The organism is Bradyrhizobium sp. ISRA442 (assembly GCF_038085055.1).
Classification (GTDB): Bacteria; Pseudomonadota; Alphaproteobacteria; order Rhizobiales; family Xanthobacteraceae; genus Bradyrhizobium.
In genome coordinates, this window is record NZ_JALGCN010000006.1 from 39926 (window position 1) to 59897 (window position 19972).

General features: G+C 57.5%; 18 protein-coding genes. 7 read left to right on the forward strand and 11 right to left on the reverse strand.

Features of this window, described 5'->3' with window-relative positions:
* The first annotated feature begins 24 nt into the window (after positions 1 to 24).
* A complete protein-coding gene (locus tag MTR72_RS14825; protein WP_280969054.1) occupies positions 25 to 369 on the forward strand; it encodes a VOC family protein in 345 nt (114 codons plus the stop codon).
* A 320-nt stretch (positions 370 to 689) separates the two neighbouring features.
* Here the strand turns inward: MTR72_RS14825 and MTR72_RS14830 are convergent, their stop codons facing one another.
* On the reverse strand, positions 690 to 2201 hold the full coding sequence (locus MTR72_RS14830) for an aldehyde dehydrogenase family protein (RefSeq protein WP_341510446.1): 1512 nt from the start codon (positions 2199 to 2201) through the stop codon (positions 690 to 692).
* A gap of 41 nt (positions 2202 to 2242) precedes the next feature.
* Complete coding sequence (locus tag MTR72_RS14835; protein ID WP_280969052.1) at positions 2243 to 2905, reverse strand: GntR family transcriptional regulator; 663 nt, start codon at positions 2903 to 2905, stop codon at positions 2243 to 2245.
* A gap of 97 nt (positions 2906 to 3002) precedes the next feature.
* Here MTR72_RS14835 and MTR72_RS14840 point away from each other — a divergent pair, with 97 nt between their 5' ends.
* The 3 genes from MTR72_RS14840 (at position 3003) to MTR72_RS14850 (ending at position 6400) form a co-directional block, all read left to right on the forward strand.
* Positions 3003 to 3788 carry an enoyl-CoA hydratase/isomerase family protein gene (locus MTR72_RS14840; RefSeq protein ID WP_280969051.1) on the forward strand — a complete coding sequence of 262 codons (786 nt, stop codon included), beginning with the start codon at positions 3003 to 3005 and terminating at the stop codon, positions 3786 to 3788.
* Positions 3789 to 3877: 89 nt separating this feature from the next.
* Positions 3878 to 5386: a malonate--CoA ligase gene (locus tag MTR72_RS14845; RefSeq protein ID WP_280969050.1), complete on the forward strand. Its 1509-nt coding sequence runs from the start codon at positions 3878 to 3880 to the stop codon at positions 5384 to 5386.
* Between the two features lie 252 nt (positions 5387 to 5638).
* The gene (locus MTR72_RS14850) at positions 5639 to 6400 is read left to right on the forward strand and encodes a glucose 1-dehydrogenase (protein WP_280969049.1); all 762 of its coding nucleotides are present in this window, start codon (positions 5639 to 5641) and stop codon (positions 6398 to 6400) included.
* A 36-nt stretch (positions 6401 to 6436) separates the two neighbouring features.
* Here the strand turns inward: MTR72_RS14850 and MTR72_RS14855 are convergent, their stop codons facing one another.
* The 3 genes from MTR72_RS14855 to MTR72_RS14865 all read right to left on the reverse strand — a co-directional run bounded on the left by MTR72_RS14855 (position 6437) and on the right by MTR72_RS14865 (position 10418).
* Positions 6437 to 7036 carry an NADPH-dependent FMN reductase gene (locus MTR72_RS14855; RefSeq protein WP_280969048.1) on the reverse strand — a complete coding sequence of 200 codons (600 nt, stop codon included), beginning with the start codon at positions 7034 to 7036 and terminating at the stop codon, positions 6437 to 6439.
* Positions 7037 to 7645: 609 nt separating this feature from the next.
* Positions 7646 to 8620, reverse strand: coding sequence for a SphA family protein (locus tag MTR72_RS14860; protein ID WP_280969047.1), 975 nt, complete (start codon positions 8618 to 8620; stop codon positions 7646 to 7648).
* A gap of 202 nt (positions 8621 to 8822) precedes the next feature.
* The gene (locus MTR72_RS14865) at positions 8823 to 10418 is read right to left on the reverse strand and encodes a Na+/H+ antiporter (protein ID WP_341510447.1); all 1596 of its coding nucleotides are present in this window, start codon (positions 10416 to 10418) and stop codon (positions 8823 to 8825) included.
* A gap of 422 nt (positions 10419 to 10840) precedes the next feature.
* Here MTR72_RS14865 and MTR72_RS14870 point away from each other — a divergent pair, with 422 nt between their 5' ends.
* The 3 genes from MTR72_RS14870 to MTR72_RS14885 all read left to right on the forward strand — a co-directional run bounded on the left by MTR72_RS14870 (position 10841) and on the right by MTR72_RS14885 (position 14080).
* Entirely contained in the window at positions 10841 to 11983 is a 1143-nt protein-coding gene (locus tag MTR72_RS14870; protein ID WP_280969045.1) for an LLM class flavin-dependent oxidoreductase, read from the forward strand.
* Positions 11980 to 12609: a CE1759 family FMN reductase gene (locus MTR72_RS14875; protein WP_280969044.1), complete on the forward strand. Its 630-nt coding sequence runs from the start codon at positions 11980 to 11982 to the stop codon at positions 12607 to 12609. Before MTR72_RS14870 ends, MTR72_RS14875 begins: the two co-directional genes overlap by 4 nt.
* An 805-nt stretch (positions 12610 to 13414) precedes the next feature.
* Positions 13415 to 14080, forward strand: coding sequence for a GntR family transcriptional regulator (locus MTR72_RS14885; RefSeq protein ID WP_280969043.1), 666 nt, complete (start codon positions 13415 to 13417; stop codon positions 14078 to 14080).
* Positions 14081 to 14099: 19 nt separating this feature from the next.
* Here MTR72_RS14885 and MTR72_RS14890 read toward each other — a convergent pair whose 3' ends face one another.
* From MTR72_RS14890 to MTR72_RS14915, 6 genes are all read right to left on the reverse strand, one after another.
* Entirely contained in the window at positions 14100 to 14846 is a 747-nt protein-coding gene (locus MTR72_RS14890; RefSeq protein ID WP_280969042.1) for an ABC transporter ATP-binding protein, read from the reverse strand.
* A gap of 2 nt (positions 14847 to 14848) precedes the next feature.
* Entirely contained in the window at positions 14849 to 15631 is a 783-nt protein-coding gene (locus MTR72_RS14895) for an ABC transporter ATP-binding protein (protein WP_280969040.1), read from the reverse strand.
* Positions 15632 to 15638: 7 nt separating this feature from the next.
* The gene (locus MTR72_RS14900) at positions 15639 to 16571 is read right to left on the reverse strand and encodes a branched-chain amino acid ABC transporter permease (protein ID WP_341510449.1); all 933 of its coding nucleotides are present in this window, start codon (positions 16569 to 16571) and stop codon (positions 15639 to 15641) included.
* Between the two features lie 3 nt (positions 16572 to 16574).
* On the reverse strand, positions 16575 to 17459 hold the full coding sequence (locus tag MTR72_RS14905; protein ID WP_341510450.1) for a branched-chain amino acid ABC transporter permease: 885 nt from the start codon (positions 17457 to 17459) through the stop codon (positions 16575 to 16577).
* Positions 17460 to 17625: 166 nt separating this feature from the next.
* Entirely contained in the window at positions 17626 to 18759 is a 1134-nt protein-coding gene (locus tag MTR72_RS14910) for an ABC transporter substrate-binding protein (RefSeq protein ID WP_280969037.1), read from the reverse strand.
* A gap of 61 nt (positions 18760 to 18820) precedes the next feature.
* Positions 18821 to 19660, reverse strand: a complete 840-nt coding sequence (locus MTR72_RS14915) for a fumarylacetoacetate hydrolase family protein (protein WP_280969036.1) — start codon at positions 19658 to 19660, stop codon at positions 18821 to 18823.
* Between the last annotated feature and the right edge of the window lie 312 nt (positions 19661 to 19972).

Consider the following 19972-nt stretch of genomic DNA (forward strand, 5'->3'; position numbering starts at 1 on the left):
GCATCGCAAACAAGGATGCATCTGATGAATACCATTCGCATTTTTGTGCCGATAGACAGGATGGATGCCACGGCATGGTTCTATTCCGACGGCCTCGGCCTCAGAGAAGTTGAACGGGCTGGAGATAAGCGAGTTTTTCTTTCGGGCGAGGGGCAACTAGTTGAACTAGTCTCTCTTCTGGCCCCCCTTCTGGAATCGCGGACATATGTCAGGTTTCATGTTCACGGACTTGATGAATGCCTCAGGTATCTCGTATCGCAGGGTCATCTATCGCGCGAGAGCCTGGCAGAACCATGGTCTCATAGGCGGCAAATTGAAGTCAGCGACCCGGCCGGTAATATAATCACGCTGTTGGATGCTGCCGGCTAGTCTCCGAGGACCCCGGCATGTTCCGGGTCAGCAGTGAGGCCCAAGGACTATCGGTTTACAAGCCTGGCATTTCCCGCAATGCGCACTCGACACACGTCGTCGAAACGACGACGTAACCGTTGATCCAGGTATTCACCACACGCTTAAGCCACGCGTTGAAGCGATCGTGAACCGTGGTGAGCAGGCTCCCCCTCTGGAGAGACCGTCAGCTTGGACTGCCAACTAGGAGGGACTTACTTTGCCACCAAGACCGAGCGGACTTTCCACCGAGAGGCTGTCTATAGAACTCCGCGAAGTGATAGCCAATTCCAACGGCGAACTCAGCGGGTGAGATTCACCGTTATGTTCTTCGTCTGTGTGAAACTGTCGAGCATCGCCGCGAGCGAAAACTCGCGGCCCAAGCCGCTCTGTTTGTAGCCGCCATAGGAATGACCTGGAAGCTGTCCGCCTCCTTGGTTGATCTGTACCCAGCCCGCTTCGATGTCTCTCGCGGCTCTTAGCGCCTTGCCGATATCGTGGGTCCACACATAGGCGGCAAGCCCGTAATGCGTGTCGTTGGCCATCTTGATGACCTCTTGTTCGTCTCTCCACGGGATCGCGACCAGTACAGGTCCAAAGATTTCCTCGCGCGCCAAGCGCCATGCATTGGTGCCTTGGCCAAAAATGGTCGGCCTTAAGAAATAGCCTCGGGGTAGCGACGTGTCATTCTCAGGCAGTCCTCCGCACAAGAGCTGGGATCCGCTCTGCTTCAATCCATCTTCGATGTAGTTGCAAACTCGGGCGAATTGCCGCTCGTTGATGATCGCGCCTATATCAGTCTCCTCGGCCAGGGGATCGCCGACACGGAGTTTGGAAGACGCTTCGACGAGTCGCTCCAGAACGCTGTCGTAGATATCCCGGTGCAGGAATAAGCGGGAGCCAGCAGTGCAAGATTGGCTTTGTCGACTGAAGCGCATCGCGGCAATAATGCCTTCGACAACCCATTCGTCCGTAGCGTCCGGAAAGACGATCGAGGGGCTCTTTCCACCTAGTTCGAGCGAGACCGGCAAGATGCGCTTGGCTGCGGCTTCCATGACCAATTTGCCGACCGCCGTTGACCCGGTGAATGAAAGCTTGGCGACCAGCGGATGGTTGAGCAGCGGCGCTCCGCATTCCTGCCCGGTCCCGCTTAGCACGTTCAGCGTTCCCGGAGGAAGAAATTGAGAACAGATTTCTGCAAGGGTCATCACAGCAAGCGGGGCATCTTCGGCCGTCTTCATGACCATGGTGTTTCCGGCGCAGAGCGCTGGAGCAATCTTAACCGCCGCCAAAAGGAATGGTGCGTTCCAGGGAATCACGGCGGCCACAACGCCCAACGGTTCGCGCTGGGTAAAGCTGAGAAGATCATGGCTAAGAGGTAGGGTTTCGCCTTTAAGTTCGGACGCAAGCCCTCCAAAATAGCGAAAGATCCCAGCCGAGCTTTTCACTTCCGGCCGGGCCTGCGTTCTGAGGGCGTTTCCCGTCTCTTCGGCGATCTGTCGAGCAAGTCTTTCCTGGTCGGATTCGATCTTATCGGCGATGGCAAGAAGGAGACGACCGCGTTCGGCCGCCGATGTTCTTCGCCAAGAATCGAAGGCGGCAAGCGCCTTCGCGACCGCTAGATCGACATCCTCGACCCCTCCGCGCGGAACAGTCGCGATGATCTGCCGCCGACCTGGATTCTCGACCGTGAGCACCTCCCCCGTGCGCGCCGGGAGCCACTCGCCACCGATAAGCATGAGTTGTCGTCGGATCTTCTTGTCGTCAAGCGAACTGTTCAAATTTTCCTCCGTTACGATCTGCCCGTCGCCCATCGAATTCAATGCCGCGGCAACTCAAGGAGCTCCCCTCCGCATCAGGAATATCGCACCATCTCGATGACCAAATCGGCGAATACTCGTCCACCGATGCTGATGTGATCACGCATCACCCGAGCTGCGGTCTCGCCGTCCCCCTTCATAATTGCGCTTACGATGTCACTATGGTCCTTGAAGGACTGGAGAATCCGTCCCGGTCTTTGGAAGGGATATCTGCGGTAGACGCGCAGTCGCCCTCGAATATCCTTGACGCTGGCTTCCAGGTAGTGATTACCGGATCCCCGATATATCAGCTCGTGAAATTCCTTGTTCAGAGCGTCGTACTGACCAAAGTCTTCGTTCCGAACGAACTCTTCGCTACGATCATGTATCTTGCTTAGCTCATCACGATCGTCCGCCGACATGCGAGAGGCGGCAAGCTTGGCCGCCACGCTTTCGAGCTCGGTCATGACCTCAAACATCGAGATCACTTGGTCGACACTCAAGAGCGTCACGACGGCTCCACGACGCTGCCGCAGTTCCACCAGGCCTGCCGACGAAAGCTGAATGAGGGCCTCGCGGACGGGCGTCTTGGAAACGCCAAAGCGCTCAGACAGCGGCTGCTCCTCCAGACGCGCCCCCGGCAAGAGCGCTCCGGATTCGATCTCGCCACGTATCCACGTCCTGATCTCGTCGGTCCGATACTGCTTCTTAGCCTGCAATCCGCGCCCCTGGTCTTCGCCGTGGTGGCCACTTCGTGGAGTATTTACATATTTTTTTTCGTTTGACAAAGATATTATGCCCATGAAATAAAATATCATGAGCGAACAAAGGGCGCATGGTCCGGCCGGTCACCCAACACTGCAGATCGAGGACGCGGTCGCGCGCATCCGCCTGAATCGCCCCGATCAGCACAATCGTTTCGAGCCAGCGGACATCGAGACAATGGCGGTGATGTTGCGCGAGTTGTCCGCTCGAAGAGCCGTTCGGGTCGTAGTGATCACCGCGCGTGGACCTAGTTTCAGTTCCGGATTTGATCTGCAAACGCTGTCGAGCGACCGTGCTCGCGAATCCACGGCAGCTTTCGCATCGCTCTGCGATACGCTCGAAGCGCTCCCCATCCCAACGATCTGCGGCCTCAATGGCAATGTCTACGGTGGCGCTACCGACTTTGCGCTGGCGTGTGACATTCGAATTGCAGTGGAAGGAGCATGTCTCACTATGTCCCCTGCGCGACTGGGTATCGAGTACTACCATTCAGGCTTGAGGCGATATGTAGAGCGGCTCGGACTATCCGAGGCGACACGCCTTTTCCTAACGGGCGATCAAATCAACAGCGCCGAAATGCTTCGGATCGGCTTCCTCAACGAAATCACCGCGGCCGATGCTCTTGAACCCCGTTTGAGCGCGATCGCGCTGATGCTTGCGCAAAGGTCTCCAGTCTCTTTGCGGGGACTAAAAGCGTCGCTGAACGCCATCGCGCGCGGCACAGGTGACGCGGGCGCCATCAATGTCAGATTCTTTGATAGTCTCACGTCGTCAAGCGCGCAGGAAGGACTACGGGCCTGGATAGAGCGCCGTCTACCGAGATTTGCCGACCCGTGAATCAAGGAAACGATGACCTGCCGAAACGAACACCATCTCGGTTCGAGTTGACGCGATTCGAAAGTTAATGAATCCAGTTTGGCGCGACCATGAACCTCTTTCATCTTATCCGCAAAAGCATTCCTGCCGTCGACAGCCCATTTATCGAAGACCTCGACAATCGATCTTTGACCTATGGGGATATGCTCACGCGGTCGGGACAGATGGCCAATGTTCTGACTGCGCGCGGCTTGAAGCCGGGAGATCGCGTCGCTGTTCAAGTCGACAAAAGCATCGACAATTTGATGCTCTACCTCGGTGCCCTTCGAGCCGGCGTGATCTATCTCCCATTGAACACCGCATATACGCCTACTGAACTCGACTATTTCGTCAGCGACGCAAAGCCTGCGCTCATCGTCTGCGACCCTAAGAGGCGCGATACCATCGTCGAGATGGCGCACCGCAACGGCATTTCTTGGGTCGAGACGTTGGACGCAAGAGGCAAGGGCACTCTTTCTGAAGCTGCTGCAGATCTCGGGCCCGACTTCGCTGATATTGAGCGTTCCAAAGGTGATCTTGCTGCCATCCTTTATACATCTGGGACAACCGGCCGATCAAAAGGGGCCATGCTCACTCACGGCAATCTGTCGTCGAATGCGCGGACCCTCAAGGAATATTGGCGTTTCACGAGCAAAGACGTTCTGATCCACGCATTGCCAATATTCCACACGCACGGCTTGTTTGTGGCTTGCAACACGCTGATGATGGCAGGCGGATCAATGATCTTCATGCAGAAGTTCGATGCGGACAGGATTATCGACCTTCTTCCGAGGGCCACCTCGATGATGGCCGTTCCAACCTTCTACACGCGGTTGCTCAACAATGCGGCTCTGACGAAGGAGGCTTGCTCCGGTTTTCGGCTTTTCACCTCTGGATCGGCCCCCCTGCTTTCGGAAACCCACCTTGAGTTCAAAAGACGAACTGGTCACGCCATACTCGAACGATACGGAATGACCGAAACCAACATAACTACATCGAATCCCTACGAAGGAGAGCGCATCGCCGGCACGGTCGGAGTTCCATTGCCGGACATAGATCTACGCATCGTCGATCCCGACAGCGGGCGTCAGCTGCCGCATGGAGAGGCGGGAATAATCGAAGTCCGCGGTCCATGCGTGTTTTCGGGGTACTGGGGCCTGCCAGAGAAGACCAAGGCCGAATTTCGTCCTGATGGTTTCTTTGTTACAGGCGATATCGGCCGCTTCGATGCGAAGGGCTATCTCACAATCGTTGGCCGAGCCAAAGATCTGATCATCAGCGGTGGCTTCAATGTCTATCCCGCAGAAGTCGAAGCAGAAATCGACGCTCTGGCAGGAGTCGTGGAATCTGCCGTAATTGGCTGTCCTCACCCCGATTTCGGTGAAAGCGTTACCGCGATTGTAATACGCCAATTGGATTGCACGTTGACCGAGGAAGACGTCCTGAATCATCTGCAAGGCCGCTTGGCAAAGTTCAAAGTGCCTAAGAAAGTGATCTTTGTGAGCGAGTTGCCGCGCAACACAATGGGTAAGGTTCAGAAGAATATCCTTCGCGAACAAAACAAGGATCTGTATCAGTGAGCATCTTACGATGGTCGTTCGGCTCGCCGATCCTCTCCAATCAAGGCGAGCTGCGGGGCGCGAACAGCTCGATTTGATCCGGAAAGACGAGCAGCTCTCTACTTATAGTCGGGTCCCTAGAACCCTGTGTTCGGCACGGCCAAACAATGGAAACGAAGGTTAGTCGGCCACATGCAGCGGGCCTGATATCTTGCTTTAAGGCAAAGGCCAGTCCGGGCTTAAGCTGGACATTCGGCAAGGGAACATTGAACCATGAGCGAGCTTCTCGACTATTTCGGCAAGGTTGCATTGATTACCGGCGGCAGCACGGGAATTGGTCGGGCGACGGCGCTGGGGTTCGCGCGACAAGGTGCAAAAGTTGTGGTTGGTGACCTCAGTGAACAGGGTGAAGAGACGGTTGCAGCAATCAAAGGGGCTGGTGGCGAGGCCTTGTTCGTCAAAGTAGATGTTTCAAAAGAAGATGATGTGAAAGCGTTGGTCGAGGCAACACTTGGCAGCTACGGACGCCTGGATTGTGCGTTCAATAACGCGGGCGTGCTTCCACCGACGCTTCCGCTTGCGGAAGTAGACGAAGCGACATTCGACAAAGTGATCGCGGTGGATCTTAAAGGTGTCTTCCTCTGCATGAAGCACGAGATCCTGCACATGTCCAAACACGGAGGCGGCGCCATCGTAAATACCGCGTCCATCGCAGGAGTAATCGCCGATCCCGGAATGGCGCCCTATGTGGCCGCCAAGCATGCAGTCATTGGACTGACCAAAGCGGCCGCAGTGGATCATGCCAAAGACGACATTCGTGTAAATGCCTTGGCGCCTGGCTTGGTCGAGACCGGGATGACCCGGAGATGGTTGGATGATCCTGTTATGCGCAAAAAGGTGCTTTCAGGACCTTTGTTCGAACGTGCGGGCAAGCCGGAAGAGATCTCGGGTATGGTGCTGTTTCTGTGTTCGCCCATGTCATCCTTCACGACCGGACAGACTTTCATCGTTGATGCGGGACAGACCACCAGATAACCGGCATCGCTTCACCAAAGCCCTCTATTTTTTAGGTCAATCTGCTTTCACCACCTGCTCGCGCCCGGCCTTCGTGGCGTTTGCCCACCAAGCCAATTCATCCAGCATGGACTTCAAGGAAGGCTGCAAGACCGCATCGACCTCGGACATCGGTGCATTCTGCCCAATCGGCGACACCTTGAGAAATTCGCCGCCTGACAGATGCACGGCGTGGCGCAACGGCACCATTTGGAGCTCGACCGCGATGTTGCGCAGATGTTCTACTGCACGCGCGCCCCCGACCCCGCCATAGCCCATGGCGGCCATCGGCTTTCGATTCCACTCTTTGTAGGCTTGATCGAGCGCATTCTTGAGCGCTCCTGTGATCGAGCGGTTATACTCCGCCACGACGAAAATATATCCATCGAAATCCGCGAGCTTGCGCTGCCATTTTACGGCGCGTTCATCCGACGAAGGCAGCCACAGGTTGGACGCCGCCTCGTTGAAAAACGGAAGATCGTAATCACGCAGATCAACTAGCTCGAAAGTCATCTCATCCCGCCTCTGAGCTTGTTCGAGCAGCCATTGTGCCGGCTTGTCGGCGAACCGCGTGTTGCGGGTTGAGCCGATGATGATAGCAATCTTGGGTTTGGTCACGAGATGGCCTTTCCTACGGATGTCAGAATCCGCCCGCGATGCATTGGGTTGCAGCAATCAATTCGCAGTCATTCTTCGAGCGCAGGTCTCGAGCGAAATCGACGCTGACTCCACCCAAACTATGACAAACTAGACCGCAATAACAGGCGCAGCCGCACTCCGTTGTTCGAAGCAGTCGAACTCCGAGTTAGACTGCTTCCCGCCGCGCCGCCCTCTTCTCGTCGCTCAACCGTTTTAGAGTATCGGGCATTTCACACGCGGATTGTCGACGCTCGTAATAGCGACCTGACGGCCACCCCCGCCGCAACGATTTCAGAGCCGGTTCGAACAGAGGTCCGCCGACGGCGTCCAGGCTAAATCAATACCTTGGTCTTTTATGAGACGCCTGGTTTCAGCAACGAGATCTGCAGTTGAAGTGTTGATTAGCTGATCAGCATCGGTCGGTCCTGTCAGCGCCGACCACTCGCACGCCGATCCAATAAGCCTCCAGGTCTCGTACCTGAGGGATAATCATGAACTTGAGACCATCATCACAAGACGGAGCCGAGAATGGGGTTTACCGCTGGCATCCAACTCATCGCAGACTCTCCAAATCGAAACTCGCGGACCTCAGAACGGTGTTATGAGGCGCAGAACAGCTTGGTAGCCTTGGGGCCGGTTTTCGACGCCGAATTCCTTGAAGACGTTGGCGATGACTTTTGCACTCGAGCTAGACCAAACGAGCCCGGGTCCGATGCCGAACGCGCGCTGTCGTGACCCGGGCAGCGCGGTCCCATCGATTTCGGTGTTGGTGATTTGCTGAAAGCCATAGCCGGTAATCCCAGCCCGCCATTGATCGGACAGCGCATATGATGCAGATAGGCTGAAGGCTGCTTGCTGGCCTGGCTGCGCTGATCGTGTCCCAGACGACCTCGCGAGATCACGGTTCTCGCCGCTCCAGTCGTAGATCAGGCGGCCACTGACTTCCCAAAGTTCGGTCGTGCGCCACGTAAAGGCGTAATAGGGCGAGATTTGCCAGATATTCTGCCCAACATTTGAAGGGCGATCGCGATTATAAGAGCCCGTCGGGGCTACGATCTGCAACCCAAAGCGCATCGAGAACGGCCGCCCGAGTAGAGAAAGCTGACTCCATTGTATCTGGGGGTCGAACGTGACGTCTCCGACGCTCGTATTTGTGCTATCGGAGCCGGCGAAATCGTTATGAAGGTAAACAAGCGGAATGACCGCATCGAACCCAAGATTGCCGCCGAGCAGCTTCAATTCAGAAACGTAAATCGGGTGGATATTGATGCCCGCGATTGTCTGCTGGTTTCGGCCCGGCACCTTTCCGCCTTGGGTATCATTGAGTCGCCAAGCCTGATAGCCGCTGCCGACCGTCTCAAATGTAAAACCGGGGCCGCCATCGCCGTCGAGGAAACTAAAGGTGCCAAGACCCATGGAGGGCTGCGGGATGGCCGACTGGGCACGACCGACGTTAGGCGTGCTCACTATTGCGCCCGCGAGCCACAGACCCGTCAGGATATGAAGCGCGGATCGACGAGCGGCGCAGGCGCTGTCGGTGACAGGAACCGCCAACGTGATCATCGACCGGTTCGACCTGCGCGCCATCTGACAGTTGTCCTGTCCACCCATCCAACCACTGCAGCGCGTAGCGGTCTACCAGCGCGCTGCATCGAAGGCTGTACTACTCTCACGCGCCTTGAGGCGACGAAAGGCTATCAAAAAAGAACGCAGAGTTCGCTTTAACGAAACAGCCACCCCTTGCTACCCGAAGGAAGCGGAGCAGTCAGTAATCGCCGCGCGCCGTTATTTTTCGTGCCGAGAGCTCCTCCAGATCGAGCTCCTCCTCGAATTGGTGAAGGAGACTATCGTGGACCAATCCCTCTTGGAAAAGATCGAGAAGCTCCTTTCGGGCTGCCGTGACAGCTGAAAGTACGGCTCGCGCATGCTCTCCTCCAACATGGTCATTCCTATTGGAGTTGGCGCCTTGATCGCGGGCGACCTTGGCGCGCCATTCGTACTGCGCAATGATACGGTCAGCGTGCGCACCATTCAGGTTATGGCTGTGATCGCGGACGGCCCGAAGCTCGGCTTCCGCGATTCTCAGGCGTAAATCGCTCTCAGTCAACGTCGGCGCCTGTTCGAGCACAAAGTCGCGACCCGCAATGGCCCTCGCAAGCGGTGTGAGGGTTCCGCCAAGGACAAAGATCGTTCCGGCGATCACGCCAAAGGTCACGATCAGAACGAAGTCTCGTCCCGGGAGGTCAGCGGGTAAGCCCAGTGCCGCGGCGAGACTTACAACGCCCCGCATGCCGGCCCAGCTCATGAGCGCGGGAATGGTCGCAGGTGGATACGGATCGCGCCGCCTGAGCGACGGAACGAGCGCGCGGGGAATGTAAGTGGCTGGAAAAATCCACGCCGCGCGGGACAGAATGAGTGCAGCCAGAATTGCCGCAATCGCCGGAAGAAGGTCGACGATCGTCCTCCACTGACCGCCGGCGCGCTCAACCACGCCACGCAGGGACAAGCCTATGATGATGAAAAGGAGTGATTCCATCACGAACTCGGCCACGTCCCAGACCGCCCGCGCTTGCGTGCGCGCGGCAGCAGACCATGTCCTATGCTGATGGCGGCCAAGAATGAGGCCGCAAGCAACCGTTGACAGGACTCCTGATGCTCCGGCGGCCTCGGCGATGATATAAGACGCCCAGGCCAACAGAAAAGTCCAGATGACCGTCAGACGAGCATCGGCGAGAAGGCGAGCTATGGACGCTGACAGGTACCCAAGCATGAGTCCGATGCCGATTCCGGCCATGGCCACATACAGAAATGTCATGCTCGCTTGCCCTATCCCGAACGTGCCGGTCATCGCGGCTGTGACAGCAAGCTGAAGCAGGACCAGGCCGGATGCATCGTTGACGAGACTTTCTCCTTCAAGCAGAACGACAACGCGCCGCGGGAGCGGGAACCGCTTCAAGACGGCCTTGGCCGCAACCGCATCGGGCGGTGAAAGGATCGCGCCAAGAGCGAAGCAGACAGACCAAGGCAATTCAGGCTTCAGCCAATGCGCTACAACTGCAACAACGACTGTTGTTAGCACGACAGCGCCCGTCGCCAGTTGGAAGATGATCCTGAGGTTCGCGCGGAAATCGGTCCAGACGGTAAAATAAGCGCTGGCGAGCAGAAGCGGCGGAAGAAAAAGGACCATAACAAGGTCCGGATCAAACTCGATGCCAGGAAGCCCTGGAACGAGCGCGATGGCGATGCCGCCGGTCATCAAGACCGACGCACGCGGAAGCCTCAGCCGCGACGCAAGGGTCTCCAGCACGACAGCGATCATCAGCAGGACGAGAAGGATCTCGAAGCGCGACTGAGGCGTCATCGTGCACGAACTCTTGCGTCATCCAGCAGGCACCGCCTCGGCAAAAACGATCTTCTGGCCGATGACCGGCTTGGGCCAGCCAAAAAGAGCCTACTGAGGAGAGCCTTTTGATCGTCCTCTTGGCTGTCCCTGGATGTGCGGACGACCGCCCAGGCGGCCACAAGTTAGCCGGTTTAAAGCCAGCGAAGAGCCAGGCGGTTTCGAATTCGGTGTTTCATCACAGCGAACAGTCGCGCCCTCCTTGTGTCACGTAGTGGGCCAATAGCCATTGCGAACGAGCCGATTACCCTTGAAAAGTTCATGCATCTCGTTTGCCGTTGTCAGCGATCCTCCAGTCTGGCATTTCGCCGTCGACCGGCAGGCCGAGACCGCAAAGGATCAAATCCCACTTCGCCGCCGAGGAGTATACATCGATGAGTGGAATGCAGTTTGGGATCTTCACCGTTGGCGATGTCACCAACGACCCGCTCACCGGACGTACGCTGAGCGAGCACGAACGGATCAAGGCTACGGTGGAGATCGCCAAGAAGGCTGATGAGGTTGGCCTTGACGTGTTCGCCACCGGCGAGCACCACAACCCGCCGTTCGTTCCTTCCTCGCCCACCACGCTACTCGCATTCATTGCCGCGCAGACCAAAAACCTCTTGCTCTCGACGTCCACGACGCTGATCACGACCAACGACCCCGTCAAGATCGCCGAGGATTTCGCCGTGCTGCAGCACCTCGCGGACGGCAGGGTCGACATCATGCTTGGGCGCGGCAACACCGGGCCGGTATATCCGTGGTTTGGCAAGGACATCCGCGCCGCGATCGCGCTCACCGTTGAGAACTACGCGCTACTGCGGTCCCTTTGGGACAATGAGGTCGTGAACTGGGAGGGCAAGTTCCGTACGCACCTGCAAGGATTCACGCTCGCGCCGCGGCCGCTAAATGGCGTGCCGCCGTTCGTCTGGCATGCGTCCATCCGCTCGCCCGAGATTGCCGAGTTGGCCGCATATTATGCCGACGGCTTCTTCGCCAACCATATCTTCTGGCCGCCATCGCACACACAAAGAATGGTGCAACGTTACCGCGAACGCTTTGCGCACTACGGCCACGGAACGCCGGAGCAGGCGATCGTAGGTCTCGGCGGTCAGGTCTTCATGCGGCCAAACAGCCAGGATGCCATTCGCGAGTTCCGCCCGTACTTCGATAACGCGCCGGTGTACGGCCATGGCCCGTCTCTGGAGGACTTCATGTCTCAGACCCCATTAACTGTCGGTTCTCCGCAAGAGGTCATCGATCGCACGCTGAGTTTTCGCGATTACGTTGGCCATTATCAGCGACAACTCTTCTTAGTCGACCACGCTGGCCTGCCGCTCAAGACCGTGCTCGAGCAGCTCGATCTGCTCGGTGGGGAGGTCGTCCCGGTGCTGCGCAAGGAGTTCGCGATCGGCCGTCCCGCCGACGTACCTGGCGCCCCCACGCACATCTCGCTAGTGGCCGCCAAGGAAAAGCGCGCCGCGGAGAAAGAGGGATCGTCGGCGCTCAAGGTCGAGCTTCCCGAGGCGGAGGGGCGCTCATGACTACTATCGCAGTGGTGGCTGGCGGACTGCGTGAGCCGTCCTCGACGCGGCTATTGGCAGACCGGCTGGCGGGAGCCGTGCGCGCGAACCTACCCGCTGCCGAGCTGAAGGTGTTCGAGTTGCGCAAGTACGGCCGATCGGTCATGGACATGATGCTGACCGGCTTTGCGACGTCCGATCTGGAGCAAGTGTTCGAAACCCTTGCCGACGCGGACGCGCTGATCGCTGTGACGCCGGCGTTCAATGCGTCCTTCAGTGGGCTGTTCAAGTCTTTTTTCGACGTGCTTCCCGAAGGGACGCTAAAGGATATGCCTGTGCTCATCGGCGCCACCGGCGGCACCGAGCGCCATTCTCTGGTGCTGGAACATGCGTTGCGGCCGATGTTCTCCTACTTGCATACGATGGTTTCCCCGACCGCCGTTTACGCCGCAACCGACGACTTCGGAGGAGCGGGCTCGTTGACTCTGAGCGGGCGCATCGAAAAGGCGGCGGCAGAGTTCGTGCGATTGATCGTTTCATGTGGCGCACGACAGCGGTTCGTCGAAGGCGCTGATGATCTGAACGAGATGCAACGCCTCCTCCGTGGGCTCGATGATCCACATGCGATCTCTGAACGGGACCTTTAACAATAGGCAATCGAAAGGAGATACCACCATCCGTCGCGCTTTGGTCCTGACGCCCCCGGGCCACGAGCGGCTGGGGCGCGACATGGCCCAACGTCTCAGGGAACATTTGCAGGATTGTTTGCCGGCGCGGTCATGCACACGCCCGTCGGCGTGACCGAAGAGGCCCTCAAGTGCGCATCCGACTTGAAACGGATGGCATCATTGCGGCGGGTGGCGGATCGACCATCGGACTTGGAAAAGCCCTCCCGCTGCACACTGGCCTTTCTCAAACCGCCATTCCCACGACTTACGCCGGCTCCGAAATGACGCCGATCCCGGTCAAATCCAGGACGGCGTGAAGACAACGCAGTCCGATCCCGAAATCTTGCCCAAGACGTCGAACAGCCCACTTGTGGTCGCGCGGATCGCGTCGGCTGCCATCAGCGCCCTTTTTTCCCGCCTCTGACTTTCGGCAAAGATTCAAGCGAAAGGATTCGATGTTTCCTTCCTTGCGAGGCTTTACGCTTGCTGAAGAATTTCGGCATGTCCAAGCCAGCCGTGAAGGCGAGCAAATTTGTGGAGACTTGAAAGATCACTGTAGCGGGGCAGCAACCGACTCAGCCGCTGCAAACCGGAATATATATAATCCTGCGGTTTATATTGACTTTTTCTTCCTGTCGGCGCATTCTTCAAGATTGCTTTGAGTCGATGTGTGATCGCTTGCCGGGTTCACTGCACGGGAATCCTGGTAGCTAGAGAAGACGGACCTGTTAGGCAGCATTCCATGGCATCCCGGGTCGGGCTTTCGCCTGTTGGCCGACGAACAATGGCTTCAATTCTGACCGACCGATTGCGGCAAGACCTTCTGACAGGCGTGCTTCAGCCGGGCGCCCGTTTGACTGTGAAAGAACTTAGCGATCGGTATGAAGCTGGCGCGATTCCATTACGTGAGGCGCTGTCACGGCTTTCTTCAACCGGGCTCATCACGGCCGAGGACCAGCGAGGGTTCCGCGTAACCGAGATTTCGGAGGAGGAGGTATTAGACATCCAAACACAGCGCGCGGAGCTAGAGTGTGCTGCGCTGCGAAAGTCCGTCGAGACGGGTTCTCTCCAGTGGGAATCCGACCTGCTCGCCATCCATCATCAACTAGCGCACATCCAGTCGAAGCTGGATGGAGGGCCATTGGCCAGCAACCCGGAATGGGAAGCGCAGCACTGCAAGTTCCACTTGCAGTTGGTCAGCGCCTGCGGATCGAAATGGCTGCTGCGCTTCATACGGACCCTGATTGATCACAGCTCCCGCTACCGCCAGATCGGCGCATACGCCATCTTAAGTTCTGAGGTTCGACGTGATATCGCAGGGGAGCACAAGGCCATCCTCGATGCTGCGCTCGCCCGCGACGCTGATCTTGCTTGCGCGTTACTGCGATCGCACTACCGCGCGACCACGCGAGCAGTGGTCGACTTTATCGAGAGGACACGGGGAAAATGATTGACCCTAACTCCTTATGTCACGCTATCCCATCGTTTGTTTCGCGCGGGGACCGCCCCAGATAAACATCGGCGAGTCGACTATCGGAATCAAACTTGCGCCATTCTTCGTCACCGACTTCCAGCACGATTTTGCCAAGAGACATAACGTAAGCTCTGTTGGTTGCCTCGATTGCGATGCGCACGTTCTGCTCCACCAGCAAGATGCCGAGCCCCGTCGAGCGCAGGCGCTGAAAGATCGTGAAAATCTCCTTGACGATTCGCGGCGCAAGACCCGTCGATGGCTCGTCCAGAATCAGAAAATCTGGCTGCAGCAGCAGCGCGCGAGCCGTAGCCACCATTTGCTGTTGGCCGCCGCTGAGCAGGCCAACCGGCGTGTGGAGCCGGTCTCGCACCAATGGAAATAGGTCGCAAATGTCGTCCCAAGAGAAGCGTCGCTTCGCTGCGCGTGAATTCCCCTCGGCCTGAGCTATACGAAGATTGTCGCGAATCGACATGGGCCCGAACAGTCTTCGGTTCTCAAGCAGTGCGGCTAGGCCGACGGATGGCCGCATGTGCGCAGGGAGCGGCGTGATGTCTACATCATCTTTTAGGATACGCCCCGAGTTCGCCCGGTTGAAGCCCATCAACGTCCTGACAAGAGTAGTTTTGCCGGCTCCGTTAACGCCTACTAGAGCGACTGATTCGCCGGGAGCGATGAACAGTGAGACACCCTGCAGAATCTGTTGTAGGCCATAGCCGGACCGGATTGAATCCAATCGAAGCATCACTAGATCCCCAAATAGACCTCGTGGACTCGGCGGTCATTCTTGACCTCCGCCACCGTACCACTGGTTAGGATCTCTCCAAAGTTAAGCACATATATATGGTCCACCACATTCATGAGGTCCATGTCGTGCGAGACCAAGAAGATTGACATGCCGTCTGAGTTAAGTTGGGCAATCCACTCCCTAAGATGTTCGATTTCCTCGACGTTGAGTCCAGACGACGGCTCGTCCAGCATCATGATCCGCGGCTGGCCGACGTTGGCGCGCGCGATCTCAAGGATGCGCCGCTGACCGCCGGTCAGTTTTTTTGCCGGCGTGCACTTGAACGCTTCAAGCCCAAAGCGACGGCACTCTGTCTCGGCCATCTCCAACATCTGTCGCTTCTGGCGCGCTGAGTGTGGGGTGCCAAACATGTCCCCAAGCATCGAGCTATTCGTCAGCTTAGAGGTGCCAACCATGATGTTCTCGAGAACAGTCATTTCCTCGAAGACCTTTGGGGTCTGGAACGTGCGCACCATGCCACGCCGGCATCGCTCTTGGATGGAGAGAGCAGTGATGTCTGCACCGTAGAGTTCGACACGACCGACTTGGGGCCGCATGAAGCCCGAGGCGACGTTGAACAATGTCGTCTTGCCTGAGCCGTTCGGGCCTATCAGCCCGGTTATGGATTTGCTCGCGATCTCGATGCTCACCTCACGCAGAATACGGAAGCCGCCGATCGCGAGCGATACTCCCGCGATGCGCAGATCAGGCGAACCATTTTGGACATGGACGTCCTGTAGCATCGCAACCTCAGTTCCTTCTGCCGATGACCTGCTGCACTGTGCCGGCTATGCCGCCCGGCATCAGAGTAACCACGAGGACCAGCGCGAGACCGAACAACACTTGGTGAATATGTCCGAAGGCGCCGAGGTAGTGAGGTGCGAGAGTGATAAAGAGCGCGCCGATAACCAGTCCCGCAAGGTACTGCGCGCCACCGAGCACCGGGATCAACAAGAACGTGATGCTCTTGACTATATCGAAGGAGTGGACGCTCACGAATGACGTGTAATGTGCGAACAGGCTACCGGCGAGGCTGCCGAAGATCGCGCTTAACACGAAGACGCGCACCTTTAGCCCGCGATTGTCCACGCTGAGGCTCGCAGCAGCGTCGGCGTCATTGCGCATTCCCTGCAGCATCAGGCCGGTGCGGCTGTTGATCAGATTGGATGCAATCCACAGGCATGCGGCGAGCACCGCCACGGTGAGATAGTAGAAGGAGATCGGGGTGTTAAGTGCATTGCCGGCGATTACGATTGTCGGTATCCCGCCAATCCCCAGTTCGCCACCAGTAATGCCTACCCACTCGAAGAACAACGAATGACCAATGATGCCGAGGGCGATGGTGGCAAGTGTAAGAAAATACCCCTGCAGACGCAGGATTGGCCAACCGAGTAGAAGGGCTATCGTCGCCGACAGCAGGGCACCGCCGGCGATGTCGACAAGCCAGTGCACACCATAGTGGATCGAAAGATAAGCCGTCGTGTAGGCGCCGACCCCATAGAACAGCGCCTGGCCGGCGTTGATGATACCGCAAGTCCGAAGCAGCAAGCCGACGCCGAGACCAGCGATTGAGTAAATGCACGTAAAGACGAGGATGTCGACGATCTCGCGGTCGAATAGCTGCGGCAGGACGAGCGCCAAGATAGCGGCTATAGTAAGGACAGGCCTGATTACGAGACGCATCGTTCAGCTCCTACGCAGACCACGGCCGAGCATTCCGTTCGGGAGGAAGATCATGATGAGGATCAGCATCGCGAATGTAATCGCGTCCTTGTAGGCCGAAGAAACCGAGACAATGGCGAGAGACTCCAAGAGGCCGATCGTGATGCCTCCGACAGCCGCACCGATCGGGTTGGTCAGCCCACCCAGAATCGCTGCCGCGAAGCCCTTGAGCGTCAGGATTAGCCCGATCTGGTGGTCGACGGGCAGAACAGTTGAGATCAACACGCCCGCAATGGCGCCGAGGAGGCCGCCCAATGTGAACGTAAGCGTGCGCATCAGCGACACATTGACGCCGATGCTCATCGCCCCCTCGTCGTCGATGGAAGCGGCCATCATTCGCATGCCCAGCATGGTGTGTCGGTAGAATAGTCGGACCGCGACGATCGCCAGGCTTGATAAACCCATCAGCCAGAGCGCTTGGCTTTGCAGGACAGCGTCTAGAATGATCCACACCTCGATGGGTTCATAGGCCGGGAGACTGAAGCTACCGGAGCCAGCGAACTGGAGAACAAGAGCCGCGAGCGTGATTGCCAATCCTAGGGTCAGGAGAAGGTATGAATCGTGCGCAGCATTGCGTATTCGCATGTGCCGGACAAAGGCCAGATCGACTACTAGTCCGATGACCATACCGCTGGCGATGCCGGCAAGAGCGGCAACCGGATAAGGCCATCCTGCCGCGGAGACGGCCAAAGAGGCGAATATTGCTGCAATGATGCTGAACTCGCCCTGCATCGCATTGATGACTCCGCTGCCCTTGTAGATCGCGGCGATGCCAAGACCTATCAGAGCATAGACGACACCGTTCATGATTCCCGCGATGATAGATTGAATCAGCAGGCCCAGCGTCACGATACACCTTCGTCGTACGAGTGTCGTTTTCCGGAAGCGACCAGGAGTGTTCGCGTTCCGCCAATGATTCTGACGTCTGCCGACCGCGGACGCCGGACCTTAGTGGATGGATGCCCCTGTCACATCGTGACTGGCCAAGGTAATGCTGTGGGCACCTAGAGCTGTCTCAGTCGGCGATGCGATAGTCCATGCGCGTGAATTTGCCGTTGACGACACGCGAGAACACGTAATCCGACAGCTTGAGGCCAGTCATGTCGGGCGCCAAGAAGTTATAGTCGGCGTTGACCCCTTCGAATTTGCCGCGAACAGCCTCGCATAGCTTGCCTTTGGCCGGCTCGGGACCGGTGCTCGCGAGGCCCCTGACAAGGACGTTTAGCGCGTCCCAGCCCCATGCCTCGATCGCTTTCGGCGGTTTGCCGTATTCCTGATGGAACAGCTTCACAAACTCCGTCTGACGCGGCAGCGGGTCTTCGGCAACGAGGTATTCGGGAAAAATGACATCGCTGACATTGGATCCCATCGCCTCGACAATATGATAGGGTGATTGCCCAAGCACCGAAAGGATCGGCTGCTTGATCTGCAAAGCGCGAAGGTTGCGTACTGGAGTGCCGGTAACACCGACAACGAAGAAACCGTCCGGATTCATCGCACGCAGCTTTGCCGCCTGTGTGGTTGTGTCCGTCGCGGCGATCTCGAACGTTTCGCTGCCGGCGATTTCGACGCCATATTGACCGGCGAATTTTTGTAGTTCGGTGAAGACGATGCGGCCGTAGCCTGCGTCGTAGAGTGCTGCCATCCTCTTTAGCCCTTTGTCCTTGGCGTAGGATAGGAGCGCACGCGCGTTCAATTCCTGTGATGGCGCGATGTGGAGCACGCACTTTCGTTCCTTCTCCACTGCCGGGCCAAGACCGGAGAATGCGATCTGCACCATCTGTAGAGAGTCGGTGATCGCGCCGATGGCCACCGAAGACCCGGTTTGGCTGGCACCGAGTAGCGCGACGACTTTGTCGGTATAGATAAGCTTGTTCGCCTTAGTGATAGCGGTATCCGGATTGGTGCCGTCATCCTCGTGAATGATCTGAACTAGTCGCCCGTTGACGCCGCCCCGGGCATTGATGTGCTTCGCAGCCAGAAGAACGCCGTTCAGTTCTGAACGGCCAATCGACGCCCCACCGCCCGTCAGAGGGAGGATGACTCCAATCTTGATCGGGATACCCTTGATTTCCTCCGCCTGAGCCTGGGTAAACGCGACCACGCCCGCCAGAAGAACGGCAGCGCAGACTTGAAATCCATTTGACATCACGTCGTTACCTCCCCCTTTCATTGCGCGTTGCCTGTTGATGTATGGCAGTCCTCTTAGGCTACTTATCAATCTGCTCGCGGCTTACGATGGGATTGCGGACAACGCCGATCCCCTCGACCTCCACTTCGACTATGTCGCCAGGCTTCAGAAAACGCGGCGGCTTCATTGCCAGACCGACGCCACCTGGCGTTCCGGTTGCAATGACGTCGCCAGGTTGCAGGGTCACTGTATCGGTGATGTAACTGATAATTCTCGGGATCGTGTGGATCAGGTCCCGTGTGTTGGCGTCCTGAACCGTCTCGCCGTTGACGCGCGCCGTGACTCGCAAGTTATTGACGTCGGCAATCTCGTCCGTTGTTACGACGACCGGCCCGATTGGACCGGACCGATCGGCGTTTTTGCCCAGCGTGAATTGACGCGTCTCCAGCTGCTTGGCGCGGGCGCTCAGATCATTGAAAACCGTGTAACCTGCGACAGCTTGCATGGCATTCTGTTCGGTAGCAGCCCAGATAGGCCTGCCTATGATGACGGCGAGCTCAACTTCCCAGTCGAGGCCATCCTCTTTAGGAGGTACCGGAACGGGAGTACCATCCACTACGAGTGTCGACTCCCAACGACCAAACACCATTGGGAACTTCGGCTGCTCAATACCCGCGACATCGAGAGATTCGACGGCATGGTCGCGATAATTGATGCCGACGCAGAAAATGCGCGAGGTGCGGGGGACCGGAGGAGCGAATTCGACGTTCGAGGCTTCGAAGATCTCCCCATCTGCGGGGATCTTTCCGACGGCGAGCTCCTTGTAGAATGCATCGACTGGTCCGAGCGACCGGATCAGAGAACCATCCTGGCGCGCAATACAGCGCTGCCCGTCCTTTAGAAACCCAACATAGCGCATGATTTGCCTCGTGTTATCCAGACTCTTGCACTGAAGCGGAGGCGACAGACCTCCTTTCGGGGCAGGTAAGTAAAAAGAAAACCGCCGATTGATGGCTAAGCCAGATCGACGCGGTCTGCGCTTGCCTCCGAACTTCCAACTGACTGCAGGCGCGCGCAGCGGACCTGTGCAGATGACGCCTTTCGTTATCTCCCCTGCGTGTCGGCGCAGCGCCGTTCTCGTGTGCCCGCAAACCTACGCATCATGGCGCGGCCCGTCAACAGAAAGATATATAATCCGTTACTTTATATTGAAAGTCCAAACCAAGGGATA

What these genes read in the sequence shown, in the direction of transcription:
- MTR72_RS14890 (WP_280969042.1), bottom strand. Translation starts at nt 14,846, where the DNA reads ATGCTTCGATTGGATTCAATCCGGTCCGGCTATGGCCTACAACAGATT.
- MTR72_RS14870 (WP_280969045.1), top strand. Translation starts at nt 10,841, where the DNA reads ATGCAGTTTGGGATCTTCACCGTTGGCGATGTCACCAACGACCCGCTC.
- MTR72_RS14895 (WP_280969040.1), bottom strand. Translation starts at nt 15,631, where the DNA reads ATGCTACAGGACGTCCATGTCCAAAATGGTTCGCCTGATCTGCGCATC.
- MTR72_RS14915 (WP_280969036.1), bottom strand. Translation starts at nt 19,660, where the DNA reads ATGCGCTATGTTGGGTTTCTAAAGGACGGGCAGCGCTGTATTGCGCGC.
- MTR72_RS14825 (WP_280969054.1), top strand. Translation starts at nt 25, where the DNA reads ATGAATACCATTCGCATTTTTGTGCCGATAGACAGGATGGATGCCACG.
- MTR72_RS14850 (WP_280969049.1), top strand. Translation starts at nt 5,639, where the DNA reads ATGAGCGAGCTTCTCGACTATTTCGGCAAGGTTGCATTGATTACCGGC.
- MTR72_RS14830 (WP_341510446.1), bottom strand. Translation starts at nt 2,201, where the DNA reads ATGGGCGACGGGCAGATCGTAACGGAGGAAAATTTGAACAGTTCGCTT.
- MTR72_RS14840 (WP_280969051.1), top strand. Translation starts at nt 3,003, where the DNA reads ATGAGCGAACAAAGGGCGCATGGTCCGGCCGGTCACCCAACACTGCAG.
- MTR72_RS14885 (WP_280969043.1), top strand. Translation starts at nt 13,415, where the DNA reads ATGGCTTCAATTCTGACCGACCGATTGCGGCAAGACCTTCTGACAGGC.
- MTR72_RS14900 (WP_341510449.1), bottom strand. Translation starts at nt 16,571, where the DNA reads ATGCGTCTCGTAATCAGGCCTGTCCTTACTATAGCCGCTATCTTGGCG.
- MTR72_RS14910 (WP_280969037.1), bottom strand. Translation starts at nt 18,759, where the DNA reads ATGTCAAATGGATTTCAAGTCTGCGCTGCCGTTCTTCTGGCGGGCGTG.
- MTR72_RS14875 (WP_280969044.1), top strand. Translation starts at nt 11,980, where the DNA reads ATGACTACTATCGCAGTGGTGGCTGGCGGACTGCGTGAGCCGTCCTCG.
- MTR72_RS14845 (WP_280969050.1), top strand. Translation starts at nt 3,878, where the DNA reads ATGAACCTCTTTCATCTTATCCGCAAAAGCATTCCTGCCGTCGACAGC.
- MTR72_RS14865 (WP_341510447.1), bottom strand. Translation starts at nt 10,418, where the DNA reads ATGACGCCTCAGTCGCGCTTCGAGATCCTTCTCGTCCTGCTGATGATC.
- MTR72_RS14860 (WP_280969047.1), bottom strand. Translation starts at nt 8,620, where the DNA reads ATGATCACGTTGGCGGTTCCTGTCACCGACAGCGCCTGCGCCGCTCGT.